Source organism: Heyndrickxia sp. FSL W8-0496, assembly GCF_038007825.1.
Lineage (GTDB): Bacteria > Bacillota > Bacilli > Bacillales > Bacillaceae_C > Heyndrickxia > Heyndrickxia oleronia.
Window position 1 is genome coordinate 312,413 of sequence record NZ_JBBOXX010000001.1, and the last position, 26,184, is coordinate 338,596.

At 34.2% G+C, this 26,184-nt stretch carries 27 protein-coding genes and 1 other annotated feature; of the genes, 16 read left to right on the forward strand and 11 right to left on the reverse strand.

The genetic code is table 11. From position 1 onward, the window contains the following. Positions 1-64: 64 nt before the first annotated feature. The 3 genes from NST63_RS01820 to NST63_RS01830 all read left to right on the forward strand — a co-directional run bounded on the left by NST63_RS01820 (position 65) and on the right by NST63_RS01830 (position 5,077). On the forward strand, positions 65-838 hold the full coding sequence (locus tag NST63_RS01820; protein ID WP_212946076.1) for an ABC transporter ATP-binding protein: 774 nt from the start codon (positions 65-67) through the stop codon (positions 836-838). Then, positions 810-2,753 carry an ABC transporter permease gene (locus NST63_RS01825; RefSeq protein ID WP_341041132.1) on the forward strand — a complete coding sequence of 648 codons (1,944 nt, stop codon included), beginning with the start codon at positions 810-812 and terminating at the stop codon, positions 2,751-2,753. The genes NST63_RS01820 and NST63_RS01825 overlap by 29 nt, the downstream gene beginning before the upstream one ends. A gap of 611 nt (positions 2,754-3,364) precedes the next feature. Then, positions 3,365-5,077 carry a methyl-accepting chemotaxis protein gene (locus NST63_RS01830; RefSeq protein ID WP_341041133.1) on the forward strand — a complete coding sequence of 571 codons (1,713 nt, stop codon included), beginning with the start codon at positions 3,365-3,367 and terminating at the stop codon, positions 5,075-5,077. A 47-nt stretch (positions 5,078-5,124) separates the two neighbouring features. On the opposite strand, the gene NST63_RS01835 is transcribed toward NST63_RS01830, so the two are convergent. The 4 genes from NST63_RS01835 to NST63_RS01850 form a co-directional block, all read right to left on the reverse strand. Next, positions 5,125-5,817 (reverse strand): ABC transporter permease, encoded by a 693-nt coding sequence (locus NST63_RS01835; RefSeq protein ID WP_212946079.1) that lies wholly within the window; start codon positions 5,815-5,817, stop codon positions 5,125-5,127. After that, on the reverse strand, positions 5,810-6,733 hold the full coding sequence (locus NST63_RS01840; protein WP_078110763.1) for an ABC transporter ATP-binding protein: 924 nt from the start codon (positions 6,731-6,733) through the stop codon (positions 5,810-5,812). The genes NST63_RS01835 and NST63_RS01840 overlap by 8 nt, the downstream gene beginning before the upstream one ends. Before the next feature lie 124 nt (positions 6,734-6,857). Next, positions 6,858-7,793, reverse strand: coding sequence for a sensor histidine kinase (locus NST63_RS01845; protein WP_341041134.1), 936 nt, complete (start codon positions 7,791-7,793; stop codon positions 6,858-6,860). Between the two features lie 4 nt (positions 7,794-7,797). Next, positions 7,798-8,490: a response regulator transcription factor gene (locus NST63_RS01850; protein WP_212946081.1), complete on the reverse strand. Its 693-nt coding sequence runs from the start codon at positions 8,488-8,490 to the stop codon at positions 7,798-7,800. A 440-nt stretch (positions 8,491-8,930) separates the two neighbouring features. Between NST63_RS01850 and NST63_RS01855 the strand changes: the two genes are divergently transcribed. Next, positions 8,931-9,812: a hypothetical protein gene (locus NST63_RS01855; protein ID WP_341041135.1), complete on the forward strand. Its 882-nt coding sequence runs from the start codon at positions 8,931-8,933 to the stop codon at positions 9,810-9,812. 7 nt (positions 9,813-9,819) lie between these two features. After that, positions 9,820-10,617, forward strand: a complete 798-nt coding sequence (locus NST63_RS01860) for a hypothetical protein (RefSeq protein ID WP_341041136.1) — start codon at positions 9,820-9,822, stop codon at positions 10,615-10,617. Between the two features lie 93 nt (positions 10,618-10,710). Here NST63_RS01860 and NST63_RS01865 read toward each other — a convergent pair whose 3' ends face one another. Next, the gene (locus tag NST63_RS01865; protein ID WP_341041137.1) at positions 10,711-11,472 is read right to left on the reverse strand and encodes a MerR family transcriptional regulator; all 762 of its coding nucleotides are present in this window, start codon (positions 11,470-11,472) and stop codon (positions 10,711-10,713) included. 156 nt (positions 11,473-11,628) lie between these two features. Between NST63_RS01865 and NST63_RS01870 the strand changes: the two genes are divergently transcribed. The 4 genes from NST63_RS01870 to NST63_RS01885 all read left to right on the forward strand — a co-directional run bounded on the left by NST63_RS01870 (position 11,629) and on the right by NST63_RS01885 (position 16,088). Further along, positions 11,629-12,330, forward strand: a complete 702-nt coding sequence (locus NST63_RS01870; RefSeq protein WP_341041138.1) for a response regulator transcription factor — start codon at positions 11,629-11,631, stop codon at positions 12,328-12,330. Then, entirely contained in the window at positions 12,327-13,298 is a 972-nt protein-coding gene (locus NST63_RS01875; RefSeq protein WP_341041139.1) for a HAMP domain-containing histidine kinase, read from the forward strand. The genes NST63_RS01870 and NST63_RS01875 overlap by 4 nt, the downstream gene beginning before the upstream one ends. 140 nt (positions 13,299-13,438) lie before the next feature. Next, a complete protein-coding gene (locus NST63_RS01880) occupies positions 13,439-14,209 on the forward strand; it encodes an ABC transporter ATP-binding protein (protein WP_058004206.1) in 771 nt (256 codons plus the stop codon). Then, a complete protein-coding gene (locus NST63_RS01885) occupies positions 14,184-16,088 on the forward strand; it encodes an ABC transporter permease (protein WP_341041140.1) in 1,905 nt (634 codons plus the stop codon). The genes NST63_RS01880 and NST63_RS01885 overlap by 26 nt, the downstream gene beginning before the upstream one ends. A gap of 114 nt (positions 16,089-16,202) precedes the next feature. Here the strand turns inward: NST63_RS01885 and NST63_RS01890 are convergent, their stop codons facing one another. Continuing rightward, positions 16,203-16,367: a hypothetical protein gene (locus NST63_RS01890; RefSeq protein ID WP_341041141.1), complete on the reverse strand. Its 165-nt coding sequence runs from the start codon at positions 16,365-16,367 to the stop codon at positions 16,203-16,205. Positions 16,368-16,374: 7 nt separating this feature from the next. After that, on the reverse strand, positions 16,375-16,761 hold the full coding sequence (locus NST63_RS01895) for a DUF2500 domain-containing protein (RefSeq protein ID WP_341044134.1): 387 nt from the start codon (positions 16,759-16,761) through the stop codon (positions 16,375-16,377). A gap of 189 nt (positions 16,762-16,950) precedes the next feature. Between NST63_RS01895 and NST63_RS01900 the strand changes: the two genes are divergently transcribed. Beyond that, the gene (locus NST63_RS01900) at positions 16,951-17,388 is read left to right on the forward strand and encodes a Dps family protein (protein WP_058004204.1); all 438 of its coding nucleotides are present in this window, start codon (positions 16,951-16,953) and stop codon (positions 17,386-17,388) included. A gap of 45 nt (positions 17,389-17,433) precedes the next feature. Here the strand turns inward: NST63_RS01900 and NST63_RS01905 are convergent, their stop codons facing one another. After that, positions 17,434-17,853, reverse strand: a complete 420-nt coding sequence (locus tag NST63_RS01905) for an acyl-CoA thioesterase (protein WP_058004203.1) — start codon at positions 17,851-17,853, stop codon at positions 17,434-17,436. Between the two features lie 335 nt (positions 17,854-18,188). Here NST63_RS01905 and NST63_RS01910 point away from each other — a divergent pair, with 335 nt between their 5' ends. Continuing rightward, a complete protein-coding gene (locus NST63_RS01910; RefSeq protein WP_212946088.1) occupies positions 18,189-18,707 on the forward strand; it encodes a topology modulation protein in 519 nt (172 codons plus the stop codon). A gap of 53 nt (positions 18,708-18,760) precedes the next feature. On the opposite strand, the gene NST63_RS01915 is transcribed toward NST63_RS01910, so the two are convergent. Next, on the reverse strand, positions 18,761-19,729 hold the full coding sequence (locus tag NST63_RS01915) for a LacI family DNA-binding transcriptional regulator (RefSeq protein ID WP_212946089.1): 969 nt from the start codon (positions 19,727-19,729) through the stop codon (positions 18,761-18,763). Between the two features lie 178 nt (positions 19,730-19,907). Here NST63_RS01915 and NST63_RS01920 point away from each other — a divergent pair, with 178 nt between their 5' ends. The 4 genes from NST63_RS01920 to resA all read left to right on the forward strand — a co-directional run bounded on the left by NST63_RS01920 (position 19,908) and on the right by resA (position 23,449). Further along, positions 19,908-20,042 carry a hypothetical protein gene (locus tag NST63_RS01920; RefSeq protein ID WP_341041142.1) on the forward strand — a complete coding sequence of 45 codons (135 nt, stop codon included), beginning with the start codon at positions 19,908-19,910 and terminating at the stop codon, positions 20,040-20,042. Between the two features lie 570 nt (positions 20,043-20,612). Continuing rightward, on the forward strand, positions 20,613-21,254 hold the full coding sequence (locus tag NST63_RS01925; protein WP_212946090.1) for a nitrite reductase: 642 nt from the start codon (positions 20,613-20,615) through the stop codon (positions 21,252-21,254). Between the two features lie 77 nt (positions 21,255-21,331). After that, positions 21,332-21,548 (forward strand) — a binding site (T-box leader). Between the two features lie 52 nt (positions 21,549-21,600). Then, on the forward strand, positions 21,601-22,845 hold the full coding sequence (gene tyrS, locus NST63_RS01930; protein WP_341041143.1) for a tyrosine--tRNA ligase: 1,245 nt from the start codon (positions 21,601-21,603) through the stop codon (positions 22,843-22,845). An 82-nt stretch (positions 22,846-22,927) separates the two neighbouring features. Next, positions 22,928-23,449, forward strand: coding sequence for a thiol-disulfide oxidoreductase ResA (resA, locus tag NST63_RS01935; RefSeq protein WP_180212821.1), 522 nt, complete (start codon positions 22,928-22,930; stop codon positions 23,447-23,449). 247 nt (positions 23,450-23,696) lie between these two features. Here resA and NST63_RS01940 read toward each other — a convergent pair whose 3' ends face one another. Both NST63_RS01940 and NST63_RS01945 read right to left on the reverse strand, forming a co-directional pair. Next, positions 23,697-24,377: an amino acid ABC transporter permease gene (locus NST63_RS01940; RefSeq protein WP_341041145.1), complete on the reverse strand. Its 681-nt coding sequence runs from the start codon at positions 24,375-24,377 to the stop codon at positions 23,697-23,699. Positions 24,378-24,401: 24 nt separating this feature from the next. Continuing rightward, entirely contained in the window at positions 24,402-25,271 is an 870-nt protein-coding gene (locus NST63_RS01945) for a transporter substrate-binding domain-containing protein (protein WP_341041146.1), read from the reverse strand. Positions 25,272-25,636: 365 nt separating this feature from the next. Here NST63_RS01945 and NST63_RS01950 point away from each other — a divergent pair, with 365 nt between their 5' ends. After that, the gene (locus NST63_RS01950; RefSeq protein WP_058004194.1) at positions 25,637-26,179 is read left to right on the forward strand and encodes a helix-turn-helix domain-containing protein; all 543 of its coding nucleotides are present in this window, start codon (positions 25,637-25,639) and stop codon (positions 26,177-26,179) included. The last annotated feature ends 5 nt before the right edge of the window (positions 26,180-26,184 follow it).

The window sequence follows — 26,184 nt, forward strand, 5'->3', positions numbered from 1 at the left end:
GTCGTTCATCTGTCTTTGTTTTAGTAAACTAAGGTCAATTGGACAACGAAAGGATGGAAAACGAGTGGAGATTGTAAAAATTAACCGATTATCAAAAATCTATAATGGAAAAGTAAACTATCGTGCATTAACAGATATTGATTTAACAATAAAGCAAGGTGAATTTGTTGGGATTATGGGTCCGTCTGGCAGTGGGAAAACCACTTTATTAAATTTAATTTCAACGATAGATCAGCCAACGTCTGGGAAAATTTTTATTAACGGGAAAAACCCCAATGGATTGAAAAAAAATGACTTAGCAAAGTTTCGTCGTCAGGAATTCGGTCTAGTTTTTCAGGATTTCAACCTACTTGATACATTAACAATCGGTGAAAATATTATACTTCCTTTAACATTAGATCGAAGAAGCAATAAAGAAATGGATGAAAAGCTGGCAACCATAGCAGAAAAGTTGGGAATAACCCATATTTTAAATAAGCGAACCTATGAAGTATCTGGAGGGCAAAAACAACGCGCAGCGTTTGCAAGGGCAACAATTCATTCACCATCATTATTATTAGCAGATGAGCCGACAGGGAATTTAGATTCTAAATCTTCTCGCTCTGTCATGGAAATGATGGAAACTATTAATCAAACCGATCATACAACGATGCTACTAGTTACCCATGATCCACTTGCAGCAAGTTATTGTCATCGCATCGTTTTTATTAAGGATGGACAATTATACAATGAAATTTACCGTGGAGAAAATAGACAGGCATTTTTTCAGGAAATCATAGATACACTCTCTTTTTTAGGAGGCAATGCACATGAGCTTTCGTCAATTAGCGTGGAATAATGTGAAACGTAATTCACGGGCATATGCAGCCTATTTTTTGAGTAGCACTTTTTCTGTCATGATTTTCCTTTCTTATGCAGTATTTATGTTTCACCCTGAGCTAAAAAAGACAGAAATGGGACAAACTGCACAGGTTGGGATGAAAACAGGGGAATATGTCATCTTTTTCTTTTCCCTTTTATTTGTACTATATTCCATTAGTGCCTTTTTAAAAGCAAGAAAAAAGGAGTTTGGTATTTTAACTATACTTGGTGCAGAACGTAGACAAGTAAATGGAATCGTATTTTTTGAGAATATGATCATTGGTTTTGCGGCGATTGTGATGGGAACCGTTATTGGCTTGATTTGTTCGAAGCTGTTTTTGTTATTTGCTTCAACGATGACAGGTATTGATAATCTTCCCTTTTATCTACCAGTGAAGGCAATTATATTAACATTTGCTTGTTTCTTTGTTTTGTTTTTGGGCATATCGATTATGACGATTCTCTTTTTACGACAACAACAGGCCCTTGAATTGCTTCTAGGAAATAGTAAGCCAAAAAAGGAACCAAAACTATCAATTCTCTTAGCCTTTGTTTGTATCATTAGCTTTGTAGGTTCGTTTTATTTGATGTTCCATGATTTAGGGAAAACCTATTTATATGTTTTAGGATTAGGTAGTATTGGCACGTATTTCTTTTTTACACAGTTAAGTGTTTTTTCGATTAGATTGCTAAAAAAAAGACGTTCTTTTTTTAGAAAAGGAATTAATATGCTATGGATATCAGAGATGGCGTATAAGATGAAGGACAATGCACGAATGTTCTTTATTATTACAGTTGTTACTGCTATGGCCTGTGGGTTTGTAAGTCTGATCGTCAGTATGGGTAACGAAACGAGAGATTTATATAGAAAAAATCCATATGCGATCACCTATACTCCTTTTAATGAACAAGATCAAGAAAATTGGAAGAAGGATATTGAAGAGATTGATCAACAGTTGGAATCTGTTGGAGTAAAGTATGAAAAGCATGTTCAGCATTCACTACAATATACATTTAAAGAAACTTCATTTACAGTAATGAAAGCATCAGACTATAATCGTTACGCAGCGGATTATGGGTTATCAACGATATCTGTAAAGAATCATGAAGCCATCACCATTTTTAATTCTAAAAATATTGCTCAGTTACACAATGATAGTAAGAAGGCCGTTGAGCATCAACAATCACTATCCAAGCTGACAGCAAAATCAACAAGCTTTAAAATAGCAGGGATTGAAGAGATTAATCTCTTGGATCGATTTGGATTTAGCTCGCTTTGTGTACTATCTGATGAAGACTTTAATGGTCTAGCTGCCTCTTTAACCAAGGAGCAGCAGAGGATGGATCTCTCAGTTTTAATTAATTATTATATTCCTAGCTGGGAGAATAATCAGCTTCCGACTGAAAAGTCGGAGGAAATATTGATAACGAAGAAAATACCAGAGACGGTTGTCCACGGAGACACAGGGTATGCGATGCTACGTGGCTTACACTATTTAGAAGCAGAGCAAATGTATCGTTTAATCCAATTTATTTTTCTCTTTATTGCCATTTTGTTTTCGTTATCAACTGTGAGTTTTCTATATTTTAAACTATATACCGACCTTCAACAGGATCAAAAGATTTACCATTCTCTATCTAAAATAGGGCTTAGTCAAAAGGAAATGAATCGAGCAGCTACCATTCAGATGTTCGTTCTCTTTTTCCTACCGTTAATTGTAGCAGCTATAGGAACTCTCGTTACTGTTGCCATCATTCAAGGACAAGTTGGTCTTACGGTTACATTCAGCCCTTCTTTAATAGCGGTAGGTGCATTTGGTTCAGCTCAGGTGCTTTATTTTATCTTTGTTCGCATTTTATATCTTCGCCAATTAAATAGAGTAATGGTGTGAAGGATGATGGGTGTTGAAATAAGAAAATGGATCATTGTTGGACTGATGATAATTTTTATTGTTTCGGTAATTGGATATATTTTAGAGTAGAGATTAAATGGAGGAAATAAAACTTCGTTGATAAAACACTCCCCCTAAGAACAAGTCAGTAGTTGACTTGTACTGGGGGGTTTTTGTGTTTTTAAAGAAAACCTGTGGATCTAACTTTAAATGTAGTCTTTACGAATAAGTGGGGAACTTATAGAGCCCATTAAGTTTTTGAAGGTTTCTTTGAATAAAGTTTTTCCACAAATAAATGAGGAAATGAATGATTATTCTAAGCTTATTCATAAAATGATTCCCTCCATTTGAAAGTTAGATTGGTGAAAACACCATTACTATTATTTGTATTGACATTAAAAATATGTAACACACATATAGAAGTTTGTTTTCAATTACAGATGAGTTGCAAATTTATATCCACAAATTCGTTAAAAAAATGTCGTACTACGTCGAATAATGTTGAATAAGTAATTAATATAGTATAAATTAAATTTTATGGATAGAAGTGTTCGTATATAACAAGAAGATGATATCCAAACAATTTAATAAAATATAAGGAGAAGCCTACAATGCATTTTTTGCGAAATTTGAGGATATCACGAAAATTATCTATGCTTATCGTGATTGAAATTCTGGCGTTACTAGTTGTGGGATTTGGAGGTTTGCATTTTATAAAAGATATCGCAAATCGCTCTGATTCTATGTATCAAAATCGTTTCATACCTAATCAATGGATTGGGCAAATTCAAAGAAATGATCGAACCATTGATGCAGATATATTAGAGGTAATGATTACAACTGAGGAATCACGAAATATTGAAATGAAAAATGATATCGCTTCACTACAGAAGGATATAGATGAAGTCATTGATAAACTTAGTCAGTCTAATCTATCTTCAAAGGAATTTGAAATTTTCGACTTATACAAACAAGAAGCGAAGGACTTACGGGCTGTTCGAAATGAGGTCCTTGATTTAGCATTACAAAACAAGAACGGAGAGGCTTATGATCTCTATAAATCAAAGGTTCTGCCTCAAGGTGAAAAAGTAAGTAATACTCTAAATGATTTAATGCAATTAAACCAGGCGGTAGCCAAGCAAATTAAAACTGATATTAAAGATTCCTATAAATCTGAGTCATTGATCACAATCGGGATTATTTTGGTAGCATTAATTATTTCCACTGCTTTAGGAATATTAATTACAAAAGTAATTGTAAATCCAACAAAAGATATTGTTGATTTGCTTTCCAAAGCTGAAAAAGGGGACTTTACCGTAAAGGGAACGTATCAATCTAAGGATGAGATTGGTCAATTGACCACTTCATTTAATCATATGATTGTTGGCCTTAATGGGATGGTCAAACAAGTAAGTGATACATCTCAACAATTGGCTGCAGCATCAGAAGAGCTAACAGCAAGTGCGGATCAAACGGCAGCTGCAACGGAACATGTTGCATCAGCTATCCAAGAAATAGCAAGCGGAGCAGAGGATTCGACTGAAAAACTTGAAAATAATTCAAAATCCTTACAAGAGGTTCTTCAAGGTGTGTTACGCATTGCAGAAAGCACAACAAATGTTTCAGAGCTTGCAAGGGAAACCTCTAAGGAAGCAGAAGAGGGAGGCCATTCGATCGAAACGAATATGGCCCAAATGAAATTTATTCATGAATCTGTATCGAAATCTCATGAAGTTATTCAATCATTAGCTGAGCGTTCCCATGAAATTGGTGGAATTCTCGATGTCATTAGTGGGATTTCTGATCAAACTAATTTGCTTGCGTTAAATGCAGCTATTGAAGCTGCACGGGCAGGAGAACATGGTAAAGGATTTGCAGTGGTAGCGGATGAAGTAAGAAACTTGGCAGAGCAATCGCAATCGTCCACAAAAATGATTGCACAGCTTATTCAAGGGATACAGATGGATATGAAGCATTCGATAGATATGATGAATGAAGTTATGGAAAATGCCGAACAAGGGGTTAAAGGGTCAGTAGAGACCTCAAGAAGATTCATGCAAATCATTGAACGGACACAGAATATCACTCCACAAATAGAAGATATTACAGCAACTGTTCAACAAATTTCTGCTAATGTAGAAGTGGTATCATCAACAGCTAAAGAAATTTCTGTTTATGCACAGGAGAATGCAGCGAGTTCAGAAGAAGTGGCAGCATCAACAGAGGAGCAATTGGCTTCCATGGAGGAAATTAATTCTTCTGCAAGATCTCTTTCTAATAATGCGGAGGAATTAAGAGAGCTAGTGAATAAGTTTAATATATAAGGTAAAGAGCGAGTAGATCAAAGATCAAAGTCTCTACTCGCTCATTTTTATAGTAATAAATCTGTTTTTTCTATATTTTTAATGGAGAAAAAGGCGATAAGCACACCGATAATGGCAAGCGTAATTGGAATAATGACAATATCATTCAATGACTTCCCACCTGAGTTTGAGCTGAAAAAACTAACAAGAATAATTGAGGAAATAATCGTTGTTGGTACTGAGTATTTACGCATCCCAAAAAATAAGGGGATGAGGCTCATTCCAGTAGCGGATAGTGCGTTCATTAGTACTGTCAATGAATGTTTCTTAATTAAAGCAAGCGTAAACGTATCTTCTAATGTAGGGTAGATACTATTGATTAAATAAAATAAAATCGCAAGAACAGTATTGGCAAATATGATTGAGACAAAAGTAAAAATTGCAATGATCAGCAGCTTAGCAATTAATATTTTCTTTCGATTAACGGGATACATGAATAAAATGGAAATCGTCTTACTTTTAAATTCGTCAATCACTAGTTTTGAAATTAGCGATGCAGCATAAATAATAAATACAGACCTAACAGCAGTATCAATAAGTATCAGTGCATCGTTGACATTTTCAAAGGCAAGTTCATCATCTACTTTTACAAAAAATAATAAAGCTACGATAAGGAAAATAATCGAAGTTGCAATGAGTGCCCCTTTAATTAATCCACTAAGTTTATATTTTTTCAGTTCAAGTTTAATAATATTAAGCATGAATTCCACCACCATTAATCAATTTTAAGAAATACTCTTCCAATGAATGGCTTTTCTTATTAATGGATTCAACTGATATATCGTTTAACACTAGTGATTTAGATATTTCTTTTTGAGTAACATTAGAATCATAGATTCGTATTAGACCATGATTTAAAACCTTGAAATTCTTTATCCCTACCTTTTCCTCTAAAATAAAGGAGGCCAGATTGCTGTTATCCACGACAACTTCGATATATTCAGTATGTCTCCCGTTAATGCTATCTAGTGAGATTTCCTCAAGTAATTTACCATGATTAATGACTCCGATGGTATCCACCATTTGTTCCATCTCGCCTAAAATATGACTGGAAACAAAGATGGTCATACCATATTCCTTAGAAAGCATTTTAAATAAATCTCTTAACTCCTTGATACCAATAGGATCAAGACCATTAATTGGTTCATCTAAAATGAGTAGTTCCGGCTTTGTTGAGATGGCTCGGGCAATACCAAGCCTTTGTTTCATTCCAAGGGAAAACTCCTTTACTGGCTTATGATTAATATTTTTCAAGCCTACTAGTTCTAGTGCATCTACTATTGCCTTCTTATTATGATAGCCCATGTATTCACAATGGAGTTCCAGATTCTCAACAGCGGTTAATTTTTCATAAAAAATGGGGTACTCAATAATTGTTCCTAGTCGTTTTAAAATCTCATAGGATGTATCTGTTAATTTTTCGCCAAACATTTCAATTTCACCACTAGTTGGTTTAATTAAGTTGGTTATCATTTTCATAATCGTTGTTTTTCCTGCACCATTGGGGCCAATAAATCCATAAATTTCTCCTTGCTTTACATGTAAATTAACATCAGAAATGATTTCCTTTCCATGAAATACTTTTGATAAATGATTCGTTTTTAAAAGATAGGACATGATCCATATTCCTTTCTGGTTTTGATACTGTAAGTATAGGAAATGAAAATCTCTTTTTTCTTACTCATTTCTTACATAAATCTTAAGTTTGTCATTACAAAAGAGGGTCCTTATTTTCCCAATGTTAGTAGGAGATCTTTCTTAACATAACGGTAAACACAGTTTTTTCATATGGCCTACTTTTGAGATGGATTTCGCCTCCTAATGCTTCTACAAGTCTTTTTGTAATGGTTAAGCCTAGACCACTTCCTTGATAAAATCTGTTTCGTGAATCTTCCAATGTATACATTCGCTCAAATACTCTGTCAATATGAATTTCATCAATTCCTTTTCCTTTATCTATAATATCTATAGAAATAAATGCTCCATGTTCTTTAACAGATACCCCAACCATTTTTCCATCTACCCCATACGTAATAGCGTTTGAAAGGAGATTACTTAAAATGCGATCCAGCACTTCCTCATTACCAAGTGCATAAAGATCCTTTTCGGGTATATTTATATCAACTGCAAAATGGTTCATTGTTAAGTGTTCAAAATGAGAAAGGATATTTTTACGGCAAATCTCACTCACATTGATTTTGGTTAGCTGAATATCTTTATCACCAGATTCAAGCTTTGCTAAATCAAAAAATTTATGAATTAGTTCTAAAACTTCATTTGCTTTCATTTGAAGTTTATTTAATAATTGTTCTTTTTCTTTATCGTTTAGGGAAGTATCAATTTTTAATATTTCAATATAGCCAAGTATGACGGTGAGTGGTGTCTTCAAATCATGGGAAATGTTGGATAGCATTTTACGCATGGAATCTTCTGTTCTAGCATAAGTTGCCTTTATTTTATGATTTGAATCTAGAAGATGATTAATTGCAATTAAGATTGACTTAAGTTCCTGATCATCTGTAACAATAAGTAGTCTTTCACTTGTTTCCGTCGTCAGAATGGATTGAAGTTTTTTATGCAAATAGGCTAAGGATCGACTGCGTACCTTCTTATTGTAAAATTGGAGCAGGATGATTCCGATTAAAAGAATGATAATTAATGATAAAATCGTGACCATAGGATTATTCCTCTAATTTGTACCCAATCCCCCATAAAGTCTTAATATATTGAGGGTTGGACGGATCATCTTCGATTTTTTCTCGCAATCTTCGCATATGAACATTTATGATATTTTCATCGCCATAATATTCATCTTGCCAAATGGATTGATAAATTTGTGCTTTTGTATATACACGATTAGGGTGAGTAGTAAAAAGCTTTAAAATCTCAAATTCTTTTGAAGTGAGTTTAATTGGCCGATCGTGTTTTTTTACTTGATAATTGGTGAAGTCAATTGTTAAATCACGAATAGACAAAATATTTACTACCGACTCTTTGGGCTGAGAGTACTTTGTAGCCCGTCTAATTTGGGCCTTAATTCTTGCAACAAGCTGAACCATGGAAAATGGCTTACATAAATAATCATCTGCTCCTAAACCAAGACCTAATGCTTGATCAAGATCACTATCCTTTGCAGACATAATTAAGATTGGAACAGTACTTCGTTCACGAATGATTTTCATTACTTCTAATCCATCGAGTTTCGGTAACATAATATCAAGGATAATTAAATCAAAGGCATGATTAAGAAAAGTTGAAACGGCTTCTTCGCCATCCATTGCCGTAGTTATCTGAAATCCTTCCTTCGTTAAATAATCTTTAACCATTTCAAGAATTGATTGGTCATCCTCTACGAACAAAATGCGGTTATTCATTTTCATACTCCTTCGTTTCATCATATAGTTTGTTGCTTTGTAAAAGCCCAACTTCCAGCTTTTCCACCCAATACAAGATTCTGCCATTCTTATAAAGCTTGTAGCTCTCTTCTTAGTGAAATGAAAGGTGTAGTGGTCTTTTTAGCCGATAGTTAATTGATAAAACTTTACTAAAATAGCAACAATGTTTGAGAAAAGAGCCTATCATTATATTAATTTTACCGAAAAGTAGATTCCAAAAATAGCCACAATTGAAAGAAAGGGACAATAATTTTGATTATGGCTTGTGTACTCATTCGTCATAGCACGTTTATCCTATTTATTTTTATGAAAATTAGTCATAAAAATGGATAGACAAAAAATATAAATACTTTTAGCCTAAGAATAAAATCACATAAGTCTGGTTATTTTTGAAATTTATAAAAGAAAATGGTGATCGAATGAATGAGTTACTCAATCAATTAGAAATGAGGTTATCTGATACAAAGGTGCTAAAGCAATTAGGCATTTCCTTACTGCAATTCAACGGGAGAATCGTCTATCAGGAGGAAGATCACATTATAGAGTGTTTAATTTATCGAAAGGGAAAGAAAGAATTTAAAGCTTGTTTATTGGTACATGATGAAAATTCAGTTCGAAGCATTTCGAGTAAGGAAATGGGTGAGGATTTTATTCAACGCGAGTACCTATTTCAAATTTTATATACTATTGCTGCAACTTTTTTTGAATACCTCGAGAATGATAAGGCAAAACAAACATTTCAACAATGTGTGGATTTCTTCAAATCATTACAGGAAATAGGCGAGCAACAAGAACACTCCTTTTTTAATCAACAAAATATAACCTATTTCAACGAAACAATGGATCATTTACTTTCGATTATACATATAGCTGAGGATTCTAAAGAAACAACATTGTGGAGAAATGGGGATTATTTAAAATTTGATGAAGAATATTTAGTGAAAATTTTAGAACGTTTACATACATGTTATATCCTTTCGATGAAATTAGTGGAACTTCCTTTTTATGAAGCAAGAAAGCTTATTCATACACAGAAGATGAAATTTATGACGGGCATTGAATGGAGATGGTTTAGATGGAAACTATACGCTTTCTGGCATGATCGTTACTTTTATTTATTTACCCGCTGGAAAACAAATCCCGATAATTATCAACAAATGTATAAGAAGCTTTTCAATGAAACAAAGGAAAGATTAGCATTTTTGTATTCATTACAAGAAACTAAAAATGATTTTATCATTGAATTTACAGATGAGAAGTTACAACTCAAACTCATGGAAAAAGATAGAAAGGAAGTGTAATAGACGGATGTTTGGTTACATTTTCATTCTTATTTCTTCGTTACCATTGCTTGTGTTTATTTTTTCGCTTATGAGCCATAGACATTACAAAGTATTAATCAGGCCACTTAGTATAAGTGTATTCATATGGCTTGTTTTTTTCGGCATTGCTTTCGGTATGAATATAGATTATTTAAGGAAATATCAATTTCCTATTTTACCAAATCATACAGAAATTTTTATTATGGGAGGGGTTATTTTTAGTTTAGCTTTTATTATTTTTCTTGTTTCCATCATAACATCTCTTGTACAGCGTACCCCCTTTCGAAAAATGCTCCACTTGCTATTTAATCTCTTTGGAGTGTTTGGTTTTATTTTCTTACATTTAATGATGGTATTTTTATTTATTTTACCGGCCGGAGAGAAAGCCGATTATATAGAGATATTGAAACGAGCCCATAAAGCGTTTGAAAAAATGCCATCCATAGAAGAACAACCGATTGCGGCTGCTATTGTTGAGTCCCAACAACATTGCTACTCTTCTAAATCATCATCATGTAGAGATTCAAATTATGAAAATTTAGTTGTAGTAAAGAATTTTAGTAAACAAAATTTAAACGTAAACATAGAGGTACAGTTCTATGATCGAAATGATCAATTAATGCAAACAACATCAGTCGATCATATGTTGTTGCAAGCAGGGGCAGAAGCTCCACTTTTAACGAAGGAGACAAAGAAAAACAATAGTATGTGGAAGAGTTGGTCGAGTTCCACGGATCATCGAGTTGCCTATATTAAATATCGCTATCAATATTCAGAGCAATAATGTTGAAGGTCCTTAATTTTATATTTCCTAATAAGATGCAATAAGGAAAGGGAGGCGATTAAAGGTGACGTCTCCTTTATCTTTTTGACATCCCTATTTCTGATTGTTATTATTAACTGCGTATTCCTCGGTAGCAATACAAAGAAAATAGGAAAGACCAGTCTGTTGAGATTCAAGCATGTTTCGATGGAAATCATCTTGTAGGAAGAATCGTGCTTGAGCGGCAAAATCGTTTGCTTCCATTAAATGTCCATGTTTATTTAGAAACTGAATATGCTGTTCGATAAGTGTTTGGACCTCAGTTGTGTCAAATTTTAATCCATCCTTGAGTGCTTTAGCCAATGTTTCCATGAAATATTTGGCTTCTATCGCTTGCTCATTCATTTTCTCAACCTGAATGGAGTTTTCTTCAAATCCATCATAGTTGTATGTTTCTTTTAAATATTGTTTCTGCTCACTAAGTGCCTCGTTCCATTCCTTCCTATTGTGAAAACCATTAAACATATTGGATTGATCCATGATTTCTCCTTTCGCGGTATACTGAATCGATTGATCAATTGTCTGGACTAATTTCTCCATACTTTTTATGCGTGCTTGAAGGAGGTTTTTTTGATTAGACAAAATAGATATTCGATCAGGGTTACCGTCTAATATTTGTTTTATTTCTTTGAGAGGAAAGTCAAGTTCGCGGTAAAATAATATTTCCTGTAGGCGCTCTAGTTCTTTTATTCCATATAATCGATAGCCAGCTTCACTTATCTTACTAGGCACTAATAGACCGATTTTATGATAATGATACAAAGTTTTAATCGTGATATTTGCTAATGATGCAATATCTTTTACCGTATATAACATGTTTTCCACCTCATTGGATATATTAATGGCTTCCCTAAGGTTGGGGTCAATAGGTAACAAAAATAATTTTTAATGAGCCATTGTGTTCTCTTATCACCATTATTATCCTATTTTTGGTACAATTTAATGAAGTATAAAGGGAAGTGGGGAATATAGATGTTTAAAATATTCATTATTGAAGATGATAAACAACTTGTTAACTTACTTAAAGAGCATTTACATAAATTTGGCTATGATGTACAGTCCGTTGATGATTTTGAAGAAGTAAGAAATCAATTTGAACAGTATTCTCCCCATCTGGTTCTATTAGATGTTAATCTACCGAAATTTGATGGCTATTACTGGTGTAGACAAATTCGCAGCATATCTACCTGTCCCATTCTATTTATATCTGCCCGTGATAGTAAGATGGATCAGGTTATGGCGTTAGATAATGGGGCAGATGACTATATTACGAAACCATTTGATTATGAAATTGTGACTGCGAAAATTAATAGTCAACTTAGAAGGGCATATGGTCAGTATGCCAGTACAGAAAATGGTAGAAGCTATACCGTTCATGGCTTAACGCTCGATGTTGAACGTCTACAGCTTTCTTTAAATGAACAAACAATTGAACTAAGCCTTACAGAAGCGAAAATACTTGATGAACTAATGAAAAAGTTAGAACGTATAGTTAGTCGTGATCGATTATTGGAAAAAATTTGGGATGATCAGGCGTTTGTCGATGATAATACACTAAATGTCTATGTCACTCGTGTACGAAAAAAGCTAACGTTACTTGGAATAAATGATGCCATTCAAACGATTCGTGGTCAAGGTTATCGTTTGATTCCAGACTGGGGGCATAAAGAATGAAGCTATTTATTCGTGAGCAGCTCCCGTTGATTGTTATTTATATTCTTCAATTATTGATTATTATGATGATATACTGGCTGGATGGTTATCGTCATCTATCTATCTCGATATATGCCGCTATATTAAGTGGGAGTCTATTAATCGGGTATCTAGTTTTTCGATATTTAAGTCACCGTTCCTTCTATCAACAATTAGAAAAACCTTTTGCTCAATTGGAGGATTTTGCAAATGGTATCCAGAACACACTATTGGCTGAAGGATTACAACAATTACTAGAAAGCCAGTTCCGTCACTATCGAACGGACTTATATCGTTATAAACATAAACTGGATGGACATATACAGTTTATCAATCAGTGGGTTCATCAGATGAAGACGCCTATTTCAGTCATACATTTGACGATCCAAGATGAAGATGATCCTCGTTTTATTGCAATTGGGGATGAATTGGATCGTTTAAAAAAAGGGCTGGAAATGGTTTTATATACTGCACGTCTTGATACATTTGAACGTGATTTCTATGTGGAAAGTCTCTCCTTAGAAAATGTCGTTCGGGCGGTTACCTCGAGTCAAAAACGGTTATTTATTCGAAAACGCATTTTTCCTTCAATCCAAATTAATCACGATATACAGATAGCATCTGATGAGAAATGGCTATCATTCATCATTACCCAAATTATAACCAATGCCCTTCGTTACACCATTCAAGAGAATCGTAAAATTTATTTTAATAGTTATAGACGAGGTATTAGTATAGTGTTGGAAATAACAGATGAGGGTGTTGGGATTCCTCCAAGTGATTTACCAAGGGTATTCGATCCTTATTTTACCGGAGAAAATGGCCGTCACTTCCAGGAATCAACAGGAATGGGCCTGTATCTCGTAAAACAAATATGCGAGAAGCTTGGGCATCAAATAGAAATTGAATCAAAAATCAATCAAGGGACGACTATTCGTCTTGTCTTCTAAAGGTGTCAGGTTCCATGTGTAACCATTCACATGAGGCCTGGCACCTTACATATTTGTAAGGGAATTGTAAGTATATGAAATGGTAGGGTGAAAAGGATTTTGGTTAGAATGAAGATAACAAAGATATAGGAGTGAGGGTTATGCCGATTTTAGATGTAAGGCATTTAGAAAAAATATATGAGGGAAAAGTAGCTCATAAGGCATTAGATAATATCAATTTTTCGATAAATAAAGGGGAATTTGTAGGAATAATGGGCCCGTCTGGTAGCGGGAAAACAACTCTACTAAATCTAATAGCAACTATTGATAAACCAACATCCGGCGAGGTGTTAATTAATGGGAAGAATCCACATGTGTTAAATCGGAAAGATACAGCATTATTTAGAAGACATGAATTGGGGTTTGTTTTCCAACATTTTAATTTGCTAGATACATTGACGGTTGAAGAGAATATTGTTTTACCACTTACCCTTGATGGTGTGAGCGTACGTGAAATGGAAAAAAAGCTGATTGAAGTCACAAAAAAGCTTGGGATTGATAAAATTTTAAAGAAACGAACGTATGAAATCTCAGGTGGACAAATGCAGCGTACAGCAATCGCTCGTTCTATTATCCATAAACCTTCCCTTATATTAGCCGATGAACCAACTGGAAATTTAGATTCCAAAGCATCAAAGGATGTTATGGAAACTCTCACAACCATTAATAAAGAGGATGGTGCCACTGCATTAATGGTTACCCATGATGCAGTAGCAGCAAGCTATTGCCATCGTGTCATTTTTATTAAAGATGGCCAATTATATAACGAAATTTATCGCGGGGAAAACCGCCAAACATTCTTTCAAAAGATCATTGATATGCTTGCATTATTAGGAGGGGATAGTCGTGACCTTTCCACAGTTCGTTTATAGAAATGTAATCCGGAACAAACGGATATATGCTGCGTATTTTTTGAGTAGTGCATTTTCGGTGATGATTTTCTTTGTTTATGCACTGTTTATTTTTCATCCAGATATTAAAAAAGGAGTCACATCTGCTGTTGCGGTACAATTAATGACCGCTGCAGAAGTGATTATGTATGTATTCTCCTTCCTATTTGTATTATATTCCGTTAGTACTTTTCTCAAATCACGGAAACGTGAATTTGGAGTATTAATGATGCATGGAATGACTAGAAGTCAATTAAACCGGATGGTCTTCTTGGAAAATATGATTATTGGAATTGGAGCGATTGTGGTTGGTATTGGAGTAGGAATTCTTACAGGAAAATTATTTCTAATGATTGGCTCGAGAATGATTGGAATCGATCAATTACCGTTTATTTTATCAGTGAAAGCTTTATTATTGACTACGATTGCTTTTTTACTTTTATTCTTTTGCATTTCCTTGTTTACAACCATTCTTGTTGGAGTAAATAAGTTAATTGATTTATTTCAGGCAGGGGAAAAACCGAAGAAAGAACCGAAAGCTTCTGTATTATTATCACTTCTGGCAGCGGTGTTACTGATTGTTAGCTATTACCTAGCAGCGACAACTACCATGAAAACACTGCTCTTTAGAATGTTGCCGGTCATTGCCATGACAATCGTTGGTACCTACTTCTTTTTTACCCAGTTATCTGTATATATCACAAAGATGATGCAGAAAAGACGATCATTCTTTTGGAAAAAAACCAATTTAATCACCATTTCTAGTTTAGCTTATCGCTTGAAGGATAATGCACGAATGTTTTTTATGGTTACGATTGTATCCACGGTTGCATTTTGTGCAGTTGGTACACTTGCTTCAATGAATGTCATGAATAAACAGGTGGACAAGGAATTTCCGGCAGAAATCGGTTATATCGCATTAGATGATCAAGCCATTCATAAGGAACATTTACAACAAATTAATGATGAGTTTAAGCATCGAAATATTCAGTATAAAACCAATCAAGTGCCTATTAAATATATTGCAATCGCTTCTTCGTCAGATCGTTATGCACCCGATACAATGGCGATTATTTCGTTCTCGGATTATAGAAAAATAGGAAAAGCAGCGGGATTTGATGTACCAGAGAAGCCACTTGCAGGAAACATGGCGTTTGAAATGCGAACATCACCTTATAGTAATGATGAATCCGTGCAATATACTTTAAAACAAGACCATCTTACCCTTCAGCAAGTTAAGCTTACTGAAAATATTGTTTTTCCTATTCAATTGATTCAAAATAAGGGATTGGTCGTAAGCGATGATCTTTATAAGCAATTAAAACCAGTGAATACTGGAATATTTACTGGATTTTACACTAAAAATCTCGAGAAAACAGCAGGTATGGCTGAAAACCTAGTAGATGAAGGTATAGTAAGTTCTAAACCTGATCAGCCATACTCAATGATTGTAAGTGGTACTTTGTATAAATTGCAAATGAATATGTTTAGAATGATGCTATTTGTGGCTCTTCTTGTCGGTGCTGTCTTTTTCATAGCTGCGGGAAGCTTCTTGTATTTCCGACTTTACGCAGATCTAGATTATGATCGTCGTCAATATTTAACAATCACAAAAGTAGGGCTAACAGATAAGGAGTTGAATAAAATAGTCACCCGTCAGCTATCATTACTTTTCTTCGTACCTATTGTGGTAGCATTTGTACACAGTGCCTTTGCATTTATGGCATTGCAAAGCTATTATCAGCTCTCAATTGCTACCGAGGTGATCATTGTCCTTGCAGGTTTTCTAGTTGCTCAGCTGATATATTTCTTTATGATCCGTTATCGATACTTGCGGAATTTGAGGAAAACATTGATCTAAGGATCCCATCTGTAACCTTTTTTGAATGTTTGAGAAAAGAGCATAAAAAACACCGAAGCCCCCATGTGTATAAATTTTACATGAGGGCTTTTTTATTGGTTTTATTGCAAAGACCTAATTTTCTTTGCGCTTCTCTACAAATAATAATACCAGTGTAGCCAGAGGACCCAAGAATAATGAAAGGAGAAACCAATTGAACCCTGATCTGTTTTTTCCTTGAGCTAATCCTGCATTAATAAGGGCTAGTGTTCCCCAGCCAACAAAATATCCGTTTTCCAAGTAATGATTACCCCCTTAGTGTATCCTGAGACGAGTGAAAGTCTCTTTCAAATCCAAGATACCTTGTTCCTTGAAAGGTGAGAGTCCCCGAATCACCTTCAGCAAGCTGTCCATATTCCTTTCCAGAAATCCTAAATTCGGATCGATCACCACTTTCAAATTGAAATGTTACATAATAAGTAGTAGAGGTTCTATGGGAATGCATATGATCGTCATGATGATGTGTATGTCTACTTACATTCGTTCTCTTACTACTAATCATGGCATGAACAGATAATCGTGGCGAATCCTCATTCTTTTTCCATTGACTGATACCTTTACCTGCATTCAAAATAATGGATCCAATGACGATAATAAAGATAATTCCAAAGAAAATGGGTGCAAGATCAAACATACTATCCAATGAAATCCCCCCAAAAGGTTTTATATACAAATACGCAAATGTTTTTATAAAAGTTTCAAAATAAATTACAATTGAAAATAAATAATAATACTAATTAAATTATAATAATTATTAGTTGATAATAATTATAATTAATGTTATTATAATAAATGTAAGAACAATACATAAGGAGTGATTTAAATGGAAAATCAATTAATGAATAAATTAAATATACAGCTGGCAAATTGGAATGTGATCAATACAAAATTACAGAATTATCATTGGTTTGTAACAGGACCAGATTTCTTTACATTACATGCTAAATTTGAAGAATTTTATACGGAAGCACAAGGAAATATAGATGAAATCGCGGAAAGAATATTAGCTATTGGAGGTAAACCTGTCGCAACATTAAGGGGATATCTAGAGCTTACAACATTGAATGAAGCAGGTAATGAATTGCAAGCAAAGGACATGGTCAGTGATCTTGTTCGTGATTATGAAAGTCTTGTTAAGGGTTCTAAGGAATTAATTGAATTAGCTGAAGAGGCAAACGATCATCCAACAGCGGATATGTTTACTGATATTCAAACTTCATTAGAACAGCATATCTGGATGCTTCAAGCATATTTACGATAAAGAAGAGGGGGCTGTTAATGTGACAGCCCCTTTAGTTGTGAAGAACTATTGCTTCTTAATTTCCTCATACTTCTGAAACCATTCTGGAAATATCTTTTTAAATTGAACGGGTTTAAAGTCCTCTTTTCGTACAACAATATGTGTCGTCGTTCCTTCAGCACATACTTCATCTTCCTGATTCACAATAGTAAATCCGTAAATGGTACGTAAATTTTTGTTTTCCTCAACCCATGTTTTTACAAAGACTCTGTCTCCATATTTGATTGATTTTTTATAGGTGATTTCTAAATTATATACTGGTGCGTAGTAGCCCGCTTGCTCCATATCCAGATAATTATATCCTACATCTTCGATTAATTTAGTCCTGCCGAGCTCAATCCATTTTACATAATTGCCGTGATAAATAACTCCCATCATATCTGTGTCAGCATATGATAGCTGAATTTCAACTGTAGATATGTACATGACATAAACTCCTTTGGGTAAAATATCTCTTTCTATTTTATCTCTTTTTTCTAGTTTTTTCTAAAGGATCTTTTCTCAAACATTGCTGCTATTAAGTAAAAGTTTTAAACTGATAACTATCGGCTGAAGACTACTACACCTTTCATTTCTCTACCAAATTACTGAATCCTTTATTGATTGTAAAAGCGAGCAGTTGGGTTTTTACAAAAGCAAAAAACTATCAAAAACAGACTTTCAATACTAGATAAATATTAGAACTTCTGATATTATGTTTATTCTCTGAATTAAACAAATTTTAAATAAGTTGATATTAGGGAAGGAGTGAGTTGGGTAGTATGCAACGAATCATGATTATTGGAGTTTCTGCGGGTGTAGGAAAATCTACCTTTGCTAGACAGTTAGGAGACATTTTACATATAGATGTGTTTCATTTGGATGCGTATTTTTGGAAGGCTGGTTGGGTTCAGGCAAGCGAAGAGGAATTTCGTGGCCAACAGGAGAACATTGTCAAACAGTCCCAATGGATTATTGAAGGTAATTATACAGGTTCCTTTGATATTCGCATCGCCCCTGCAGATACAATTATTTACCTTGAGCTTCCTCTAATAGTTTGCTTATACCGTGTAACGAAGAGATGGCTAAAGAATATAGGCAGAACTCGACCGGACATGGGAAAAGGGTGTAAGGAGAAACTTGATTGGCAATTTATCAAGTTTATTGTAACTACCTATCACCCACGTAAGGTTAAAATGAATGAACGCTTTAAAGAATATCAGGATTTAGGAAAAACAATTATTACATTAAAGAATAAGAGAGAAATCAGAGAATATATAGACAATCTAGCAAAAAATTAGTCGAATAAAGAATTATTTCCTGAGAAATTCCTCGAAACCTGTAAAGGATAAAGTTAGACAGTTGATCGTTCATACAATTTAAATGGTAGTATCATTTTTTTACTACTTTGATTGTTCGTATCTAATAAAGTGCTGACAGATAATGCACCAATTTTTTTAATAGGGATACTAATAGACGAAATATCCATTAATTCCGCAATCGGTTGATTATCAAAGCTTAAAATAGCTATATCTTTAGGAACAATATAGCCCAATTTTTTTGCTCCTAATAAAAGCCCGGCAGCAACTTGATCATTAGTTGCCAAAAAGGCAGTTGGTTTTTCTTTTAATGCTTTAAATTTCGACATAACCTCACTTCCATCTGTAATGGATAGACATTTATCAAAAATCCATTCTTTACGTATATTTTGATTTATTCTTTTCATCATTTTTTCATAAGCTTGCATTCTTTTAAAACTATTTGGTCCTTCTCTTCTTCCTAATGTATAAGCAATTTTAGTATGTCCTTTTTCTAATAAGTATTCTAATCCAAACTGAAAGGCTTGTTCATGTGGAATACTGATGGAAGGGTATATGGATTGATCTGAATCCTCACAAAGAACAATTGATCCATAGTCATTATATTGATGAAGAATATCAAGGGAGATGGCACGTGAGCAAAAGATCAATCCATCAATCAAGTTACCTCGTAGTGATTCAAGGGCATCGAGCTCTTTTGCAATTTCATAGTTTGTCTGGAATAAAACTATTTGCAAGTGATGTTTGATTGCTTCTTCTGCAACACCTTCAACAAATTGACTAAAATATGGATGATCGATGTTTGGAAGTACGATCCCAATCATGTTAGACCTACCTTTAGCTAAATGGATTGCGTGAATATTTCTTTTATAATTTAATGTCTCCATAGCTTTTAGAACAGCTTTTCTTTTATTCTCGCTAACATAAGGATGGTTATTAATAACCCTAGATACTGTTGTTACTGACACCCCAGCAAGCTTTGCAATTTCACGAATATTTGCCATAAAAAAATCCTCTCTATAAAAATCAAACTCAGCCTTGACCTGAAACGCGTTTCATCCATTACCTTTTTCATAGAGGCTTTTTTCAAACATTGTTGTTATTTAGTTAAAGATTTTATAAAAGCAACAACCTATACGAAAAGAGCCTTCTTAAAAGAGGAAGAAGGAGAGATGATAAAATATGTTGATAGGTATATTGATTGTATTCATTTTATGTGTAGTTGAAATTATCATAGCAAACTTGGTGATTCGAGACAAAAAAGACGATATGCTGGATTTTTATGATTTTTATGAAGTGAAAAGGGTGAAGCAATAGGAGATATTTCAAATGATGAACCATATAAAGCTGCACTCTTTCATCGTTAATTATTAATCAAACAGACAATTAGATGGAAGTTGTCTGTTTGATTCTTTATTTCAATATACGGAGGTAAGGTATAAAATAAATTTGAGAGGAGAAGTACATGCAAGAATTTATAAATGCTTTAAAATGATATCCCTAATCGCAGCAATTGTATATGAAGTATGTCGACAAAGGTTTCAAATATAAGAAGACCTAACGGAGAAATTAAGTTGAGAGTTGCTCAATTATTTATTTTTGTATTTACATACCTTACAAGGGTATAGTAAAATGGTTGTTGAGGGGGCTAAGTATAGAAGTAGATTGTAATTAAGCAAAAGGAGAATGGAGTATTTTTATTTTAGCATTAATTATACCGTTCGGCGGTATAGTATTTATTGGATTTCCCTATCTCCCTTATTAGGAAATATAAGACGCCTATAAAAGATGTCCTGCAGAATCAATCAAGTGATCAGATAGTCCAGTTATTGGTGAGCCCTATACAAATGAGAAATGACTTAACTAAGAATAGGATGTGAAGGTGGTATGGATGAGAAAGAAACGAAAATAAAGCTGGCTGTTAATGGTGGCATTTCTTTTGGTGCCAAATTAAATGCTAGGCAATTAACTGTAATTACAGAGTATTTGAATGATGGCGACGAGCTAGAGCTGACAACATTTCAACAGCTTTATATTGAGGTACCAGAGGACAAAGTGGAGGTAGTAAAAAATAGATTTAAGGAAGTTGGTTTATCCTGTTATCCAGTAGGGAACTTTGTGAAAAGCTTGAGAACCTGTAATTTTTGTAAAGGTGCAGAGAGAGAAGGAATGCCGGTTGCTATCGAAATAAATGAACGAATTGCTGGAAAACCTGTTCCCTTTACGTTAAAACCAGCATATACAGGTTGTCCGATTGGATGTGGCGAGCCACTAGTTAATGATATTGGCATAATGAAAATAAAGGATGGATATGATTTATATATTGGTGGAAAAGCAAAAGGAAAGGATGCACAAATAGGTACTCTATTTATGGAGCAGTTAATCCCTGAACAGCTCTATGTGGTGGTGGAGAAGTTGGTCGACATGTATGCTGAACAAGGAAAAAAGAGAGAGCCCTTCTTTAAATTCATTAATCGCTTTGGAATTGACCATCTTAAAAACCACATACAAGAAATAACGAATGTATAATCTATTTGCATCAATCATGTTTTAAAAAATTTAATATTGTATTTATTTTTTGTTTTCGATATGATAGGAGAAATATTTAAAAAGTTATGACAGGATTCAGTAGTGTCTTATCTCCCTGTAATAGAGAGCCGATGGTTGGTGGAAATCGGAACAAAGATAAGGGCGAATTACCTCCTCGAGCTTTCTTTGTGAACAATGAAGTAGCAAAGAACGGACGTACCGTTATACGTTTGAGCGGAAGAGCATATTCTTCAATGAGGGTGGTACCGCGTGTAAGACAGCCACGTCCCTTTTTATAAGGGGTGTGGCTGTCTTTTTTATTTTTATAAAATAGGAGGTTCATAAAATGGAACAGTTTATTAAACGGCTAACAAGTAAACAATTAGAAGAGATGGAAAGGCAGTTTGCTATTTATGTAAATGGGGCACAAGAAGTCATTCCTGCCCTTGAGTTAAAGAATAAAATTGCAAAATCCATTATATTAAATACTCCGTTGAAGGTAAAACTGGGGTTAGATCCTTCTGCACCAGATGTTCATCTAGGACACACTGTTGTCCTTAATAAACTCAAGCAATTTCAAGATAATGGTCACATCATTCAGCTTATTATTGGTGATTTTACTGGGAAAATTGGTGATCCGACTGGTAAATCAACGGCAAGAAAGCAGTTAACTGATGAAGAAGTGAAACATAATGCTAAAACATATTTTGAGCAATTTGGAAAAGTTCTTGATATGGAGAAAGCTGAGCTGAATTATAACTCATCGTGGTTATCTGAACTAAATCTGGAAAAGATTATTCATTTAGCTAGTAGTATGACGGTTGCAAGATTACTTGAAAGGAATGACTTTTCGGAGCGTTACGCAACTGGAAAACCAATCTCATTGCATGAATTTTTCTATCCGTTAATGCAGGGATATGATTCGGTCGTTCTTGAAAGTGATATTGAATTAGGTGGAAATGATCAACATTTCAATGTACTAATGGGGCGCCATCTTCAGGAACATTATGGCTTGGAAAAGCAAATTGTTATCCTTATGCCATTACTTGAAGGATTGGATGGAGTAGAAAAAATGTCGAAGTCAAAACATAATTACATTGGTATCGATGAAAAGCCAACTGAAATGTTTGGAAAAACGATGTCGCTCTCTGATGAATTAATGGGGAAATACTTTGATCTTGTGACGGATTTATCACTTGAAGATAAGTTGAAAATAAAAAATGAGTTAAAGTTAGGCAAGCTTCATCCACGCGATGCAAAAATGTTATTAGGTAAAACCATTGTAAACATGTATCATGGGGCAGAGGCAGCTGATCATGCGGAAGAAAACTTTAAAACCATTTTTCAAAAAGGTGCCATTCCAACAGATATACCCGAGCGTAAATGGGATGGAGAGAAACGAATAGGTATTATCGAACTTCTAGTGACATTAGAATTACTCCCATCCAAAGGTGAGGCGCGGAAAATGATTGAAAATGGCGGGGTGAAAATGAATTCTGAAAAGATTAATGATATTTTTACCGAAGTATCAATAGTAGATGGAATGATATTGCAAGTTGGAAAACGGAAGATGATACAATTAAAATTGTAACAATACAAACACAAATTTTTTACCTATTCACCTTGTTATCTTATAAGATAATAGTATATACATGTTTTTTAGAGGTGACTTTATGAGTAATAAAAAGAAAAGGCTGATCACTCGGACCATTATTTTAGTCGTCTTACTTGGGGTGGTTGGATTTACCTTATACCAAAATCTTCATAAAGATAAAAAGGTGGCAATTGGGGATAAGGCCCCCAATTTTAAGCTTGAGACACTAGATGGTGAGACATTCCGATTAAAGGATTTAGAAGGGAAAGCGGTTCTAATTAATTTTTGGGGTACATGGTGTGAACCATGTAAACGGGAAATGCCCCTTATTCAGAAGGCATATGAAAAATACCATAAACAAGGATTTGAAGTTGTTTCGATTGATCAGAAAGAAGCGAAATTTATCGTAAATAAATTTATTAAACAATATGGATTAACCTTCCCGGTCATGCAGGATAAGGATTCAAAGGTAAACAATATGTATAATGTTTATAATCTTCCAGCCAGCTTTTTTGTTAATAGAGAGGGAAAAGTTGTGAGAATGGAAGAAGGGGAAATGAAAAAGAAGAATTTAGAAAAATGGATTCATGAAATATTATAGAAATATAGTAAAGGGTGCGTTTCACAACAAGTGATGGCACCCTTTTACATGTTGGCTATTTTCGTAAAGCTTGTTGCTTTTGTAAAAGCCCAATTACCAGCTTTTACACCCAAGAAAGGTTCCAGTGGTTCGTATAGAGATTGTAGCTTTTTTCTCAGTAAAATGAATGGTTAGCGATTCTAAGCCGATATTTACTAGTTAAAGCTTTACTTACATAGCAACTTTGTTTGAGAAAAGAGCCTACCTATTAAAGATTCTTTCCTTCATAACGCTTTTCAAGATAGTTTTGAAGAATCGAGATGATTGAACAGATTCCCCAATAGATTAATGCAGCTACAATATACATGGTCATATAATCGTATTCACGTCCACCAACAATCTTGGCTTTTTGAAAAAGCTCAGGTACGGTAATCATTGCCGCTAATGATGTTCCCTTGATTAAATCAAGATACACATTTGACAAGGGGGGAAGAGCTAATTTCACTGCCTGCGGAAGAATAATTTTCCGCATTGTTTGCCAGTAAGTAAAGCCAAGTGAGGAAGCTGCTTCCCATTGTCCTTTATCTACAGAGGCAATTGCAGAGCGATTAATTTCCGCCATATATGCTGCACTGTTTAGACTAAAACCGATGATAGCTGCTGTTACGGCTGTAAATTCAATACCGATCATAGGTAAGCCAAAGTAGAGAATAAATAAAAAAACAAGAATTGGAACCCCACGCATAAATGAAATATATAATCTTGCGGGAATTCGGAAGAGCCACTTGTTTGACATTCGACCTAGTGCAATAAAAAAGCCAAGGATTAAACCCAATAGCATACTTACTAAAGAAATGAGTATGGTATAGCCAATACCTTGCATAACATAAGGAAAGGATTCAATGGCTAATTTAATATCAAATATATATTCCCATTGAATGTTCGCCATATTCCTCTTCCTTTCTAGATGTAATTACTTAAGCTCAACCTCAGGTTGTTTTGTTACATCTGCTCCATCAAAGAATTGTTTGGATAGCTTTGAAATCGTTCCATCATCTAGCATTTCTTGAATGGTTTGATCAATATGTTTCTTTAATTCTTTACTGTCTGCTTTTTTCATGACAATACTTGTCCCTTTTTCACCAGTTTCGAACTGGAGATCAGGATGAATGGTAATATTTAGATCTGGAAAAGCAGCAATTGCTAGCTTTTGTAAATAATAATCATTAATAATGATATCTGTTCTTCCTGCTGAAACATCTCTTAAGTATTGTTCATTGGTTGCATTATCATAGACTACTTCTTCTGCACCAAATTTTTTTGCTATTTTCATATAGTTTGTTGTTGCTTCACCAGCCGCTTTTTTTCCTTTTATATCATCGACCGTTTTAATTCCGGATAAATCATCTTTTCGTACAATTGCTGTTGCATAAGAAAATTTGTAAGGAGTGGAGAAAGCGAATTTCTTATTTCTACTTGGATCATTTGTTTTATTTATATCATTGGCCGCGATATCGACCTTTCCACTGTTTAAAGAAGTTAGCATCCCATCAAAAGCCATTTCTTTAAAATCTACTTTTAAATCCATTCTTTTAGCCATTTCTCGCACGACTTCTACTTCAAATCCAGTTAATTTATCTGTTTTGGATTCGTGGAAGGATGTTGGATAAAGTGTTCCAGAAGTAGCAACAGTAATCTTTCCTTCCTTCTTAATTTTATCCCAGCTTGAATTTTCCTTCTTTTCCTTTGTGGAATCTCCATTACCACAGGCAGCAGTTACAACAACCAGTGCCAAAACTAAAACAAACATAAATAAGTGCTTAAAAGGATTTCTCTTGTTCATGATGTCCTCCCCAAAATACTGTAATCAGTAAAAACATAGCATTCAACTAGGATTTATGCAATCGCTTTTTCAAAAGGAAAGATAAGACGGAATTTTTAGTAAATCTCATGGTGGGGTCAGACCCCAAAAGGGAAGCTTCGAAACAAGAAAGTCACTAATGGCAATGTATTTTAATAGGGGGTCTGACCCCCCATAAAAAGGAAACCAACTTTTTTCCTATTTATTTAATAAAATATGAAAGGTTTGGATTGAATTTTTTGTTTGATTATGTATAATGGTCTAGGAAAGTAAACTTTAAGTTTAATATAAGTGAACTTTATTCATTTGTAGTTTACTAATGCTAAACATGAATGAGGGTTATTACAATGCAAATCGGAAAAAAGATTAAAAATTTACGATTAAAAAAAGGATTAACCCAAGAGGAACTTGGTGAGCGTACAGATTTAAGTAAAGGTTATATATCTCAGATTGAACGTGACTTAAGTTCCCCATCTATCGAAACATTTTTTGATATTCTTGAAGTTTTGGGTTGCGCACCAAAGGATTTCTTTGATGAACAAGAATTAGAACAGAAAGTAGTCTATGGAGAACAGGATCAAACCGATTATATAGATGAGGAAAGAGGCTATCAAATTCAGTGGCTTGTTCCAGAGTCAAATGAAAAGGAAATGGAGCCAATTATTTTAACCCTAGAAGAAAAAGGGGAATTTAAAGAATTTGAACCATCTTTATCAGAAACATTTGCTTATGTATTAAGTGGACAAATCATGATTCGGTTAGGTAGACGAGTATACTCCGCAAAAACAGGAGAAGTGATCTATTATCATGCTTCCGAGAAACATCAAATCATCAATGATTCCCCAGGTATCTCCAAATTACTTCTCGTAGCAACAGAGTCTTATTTATAATTTTT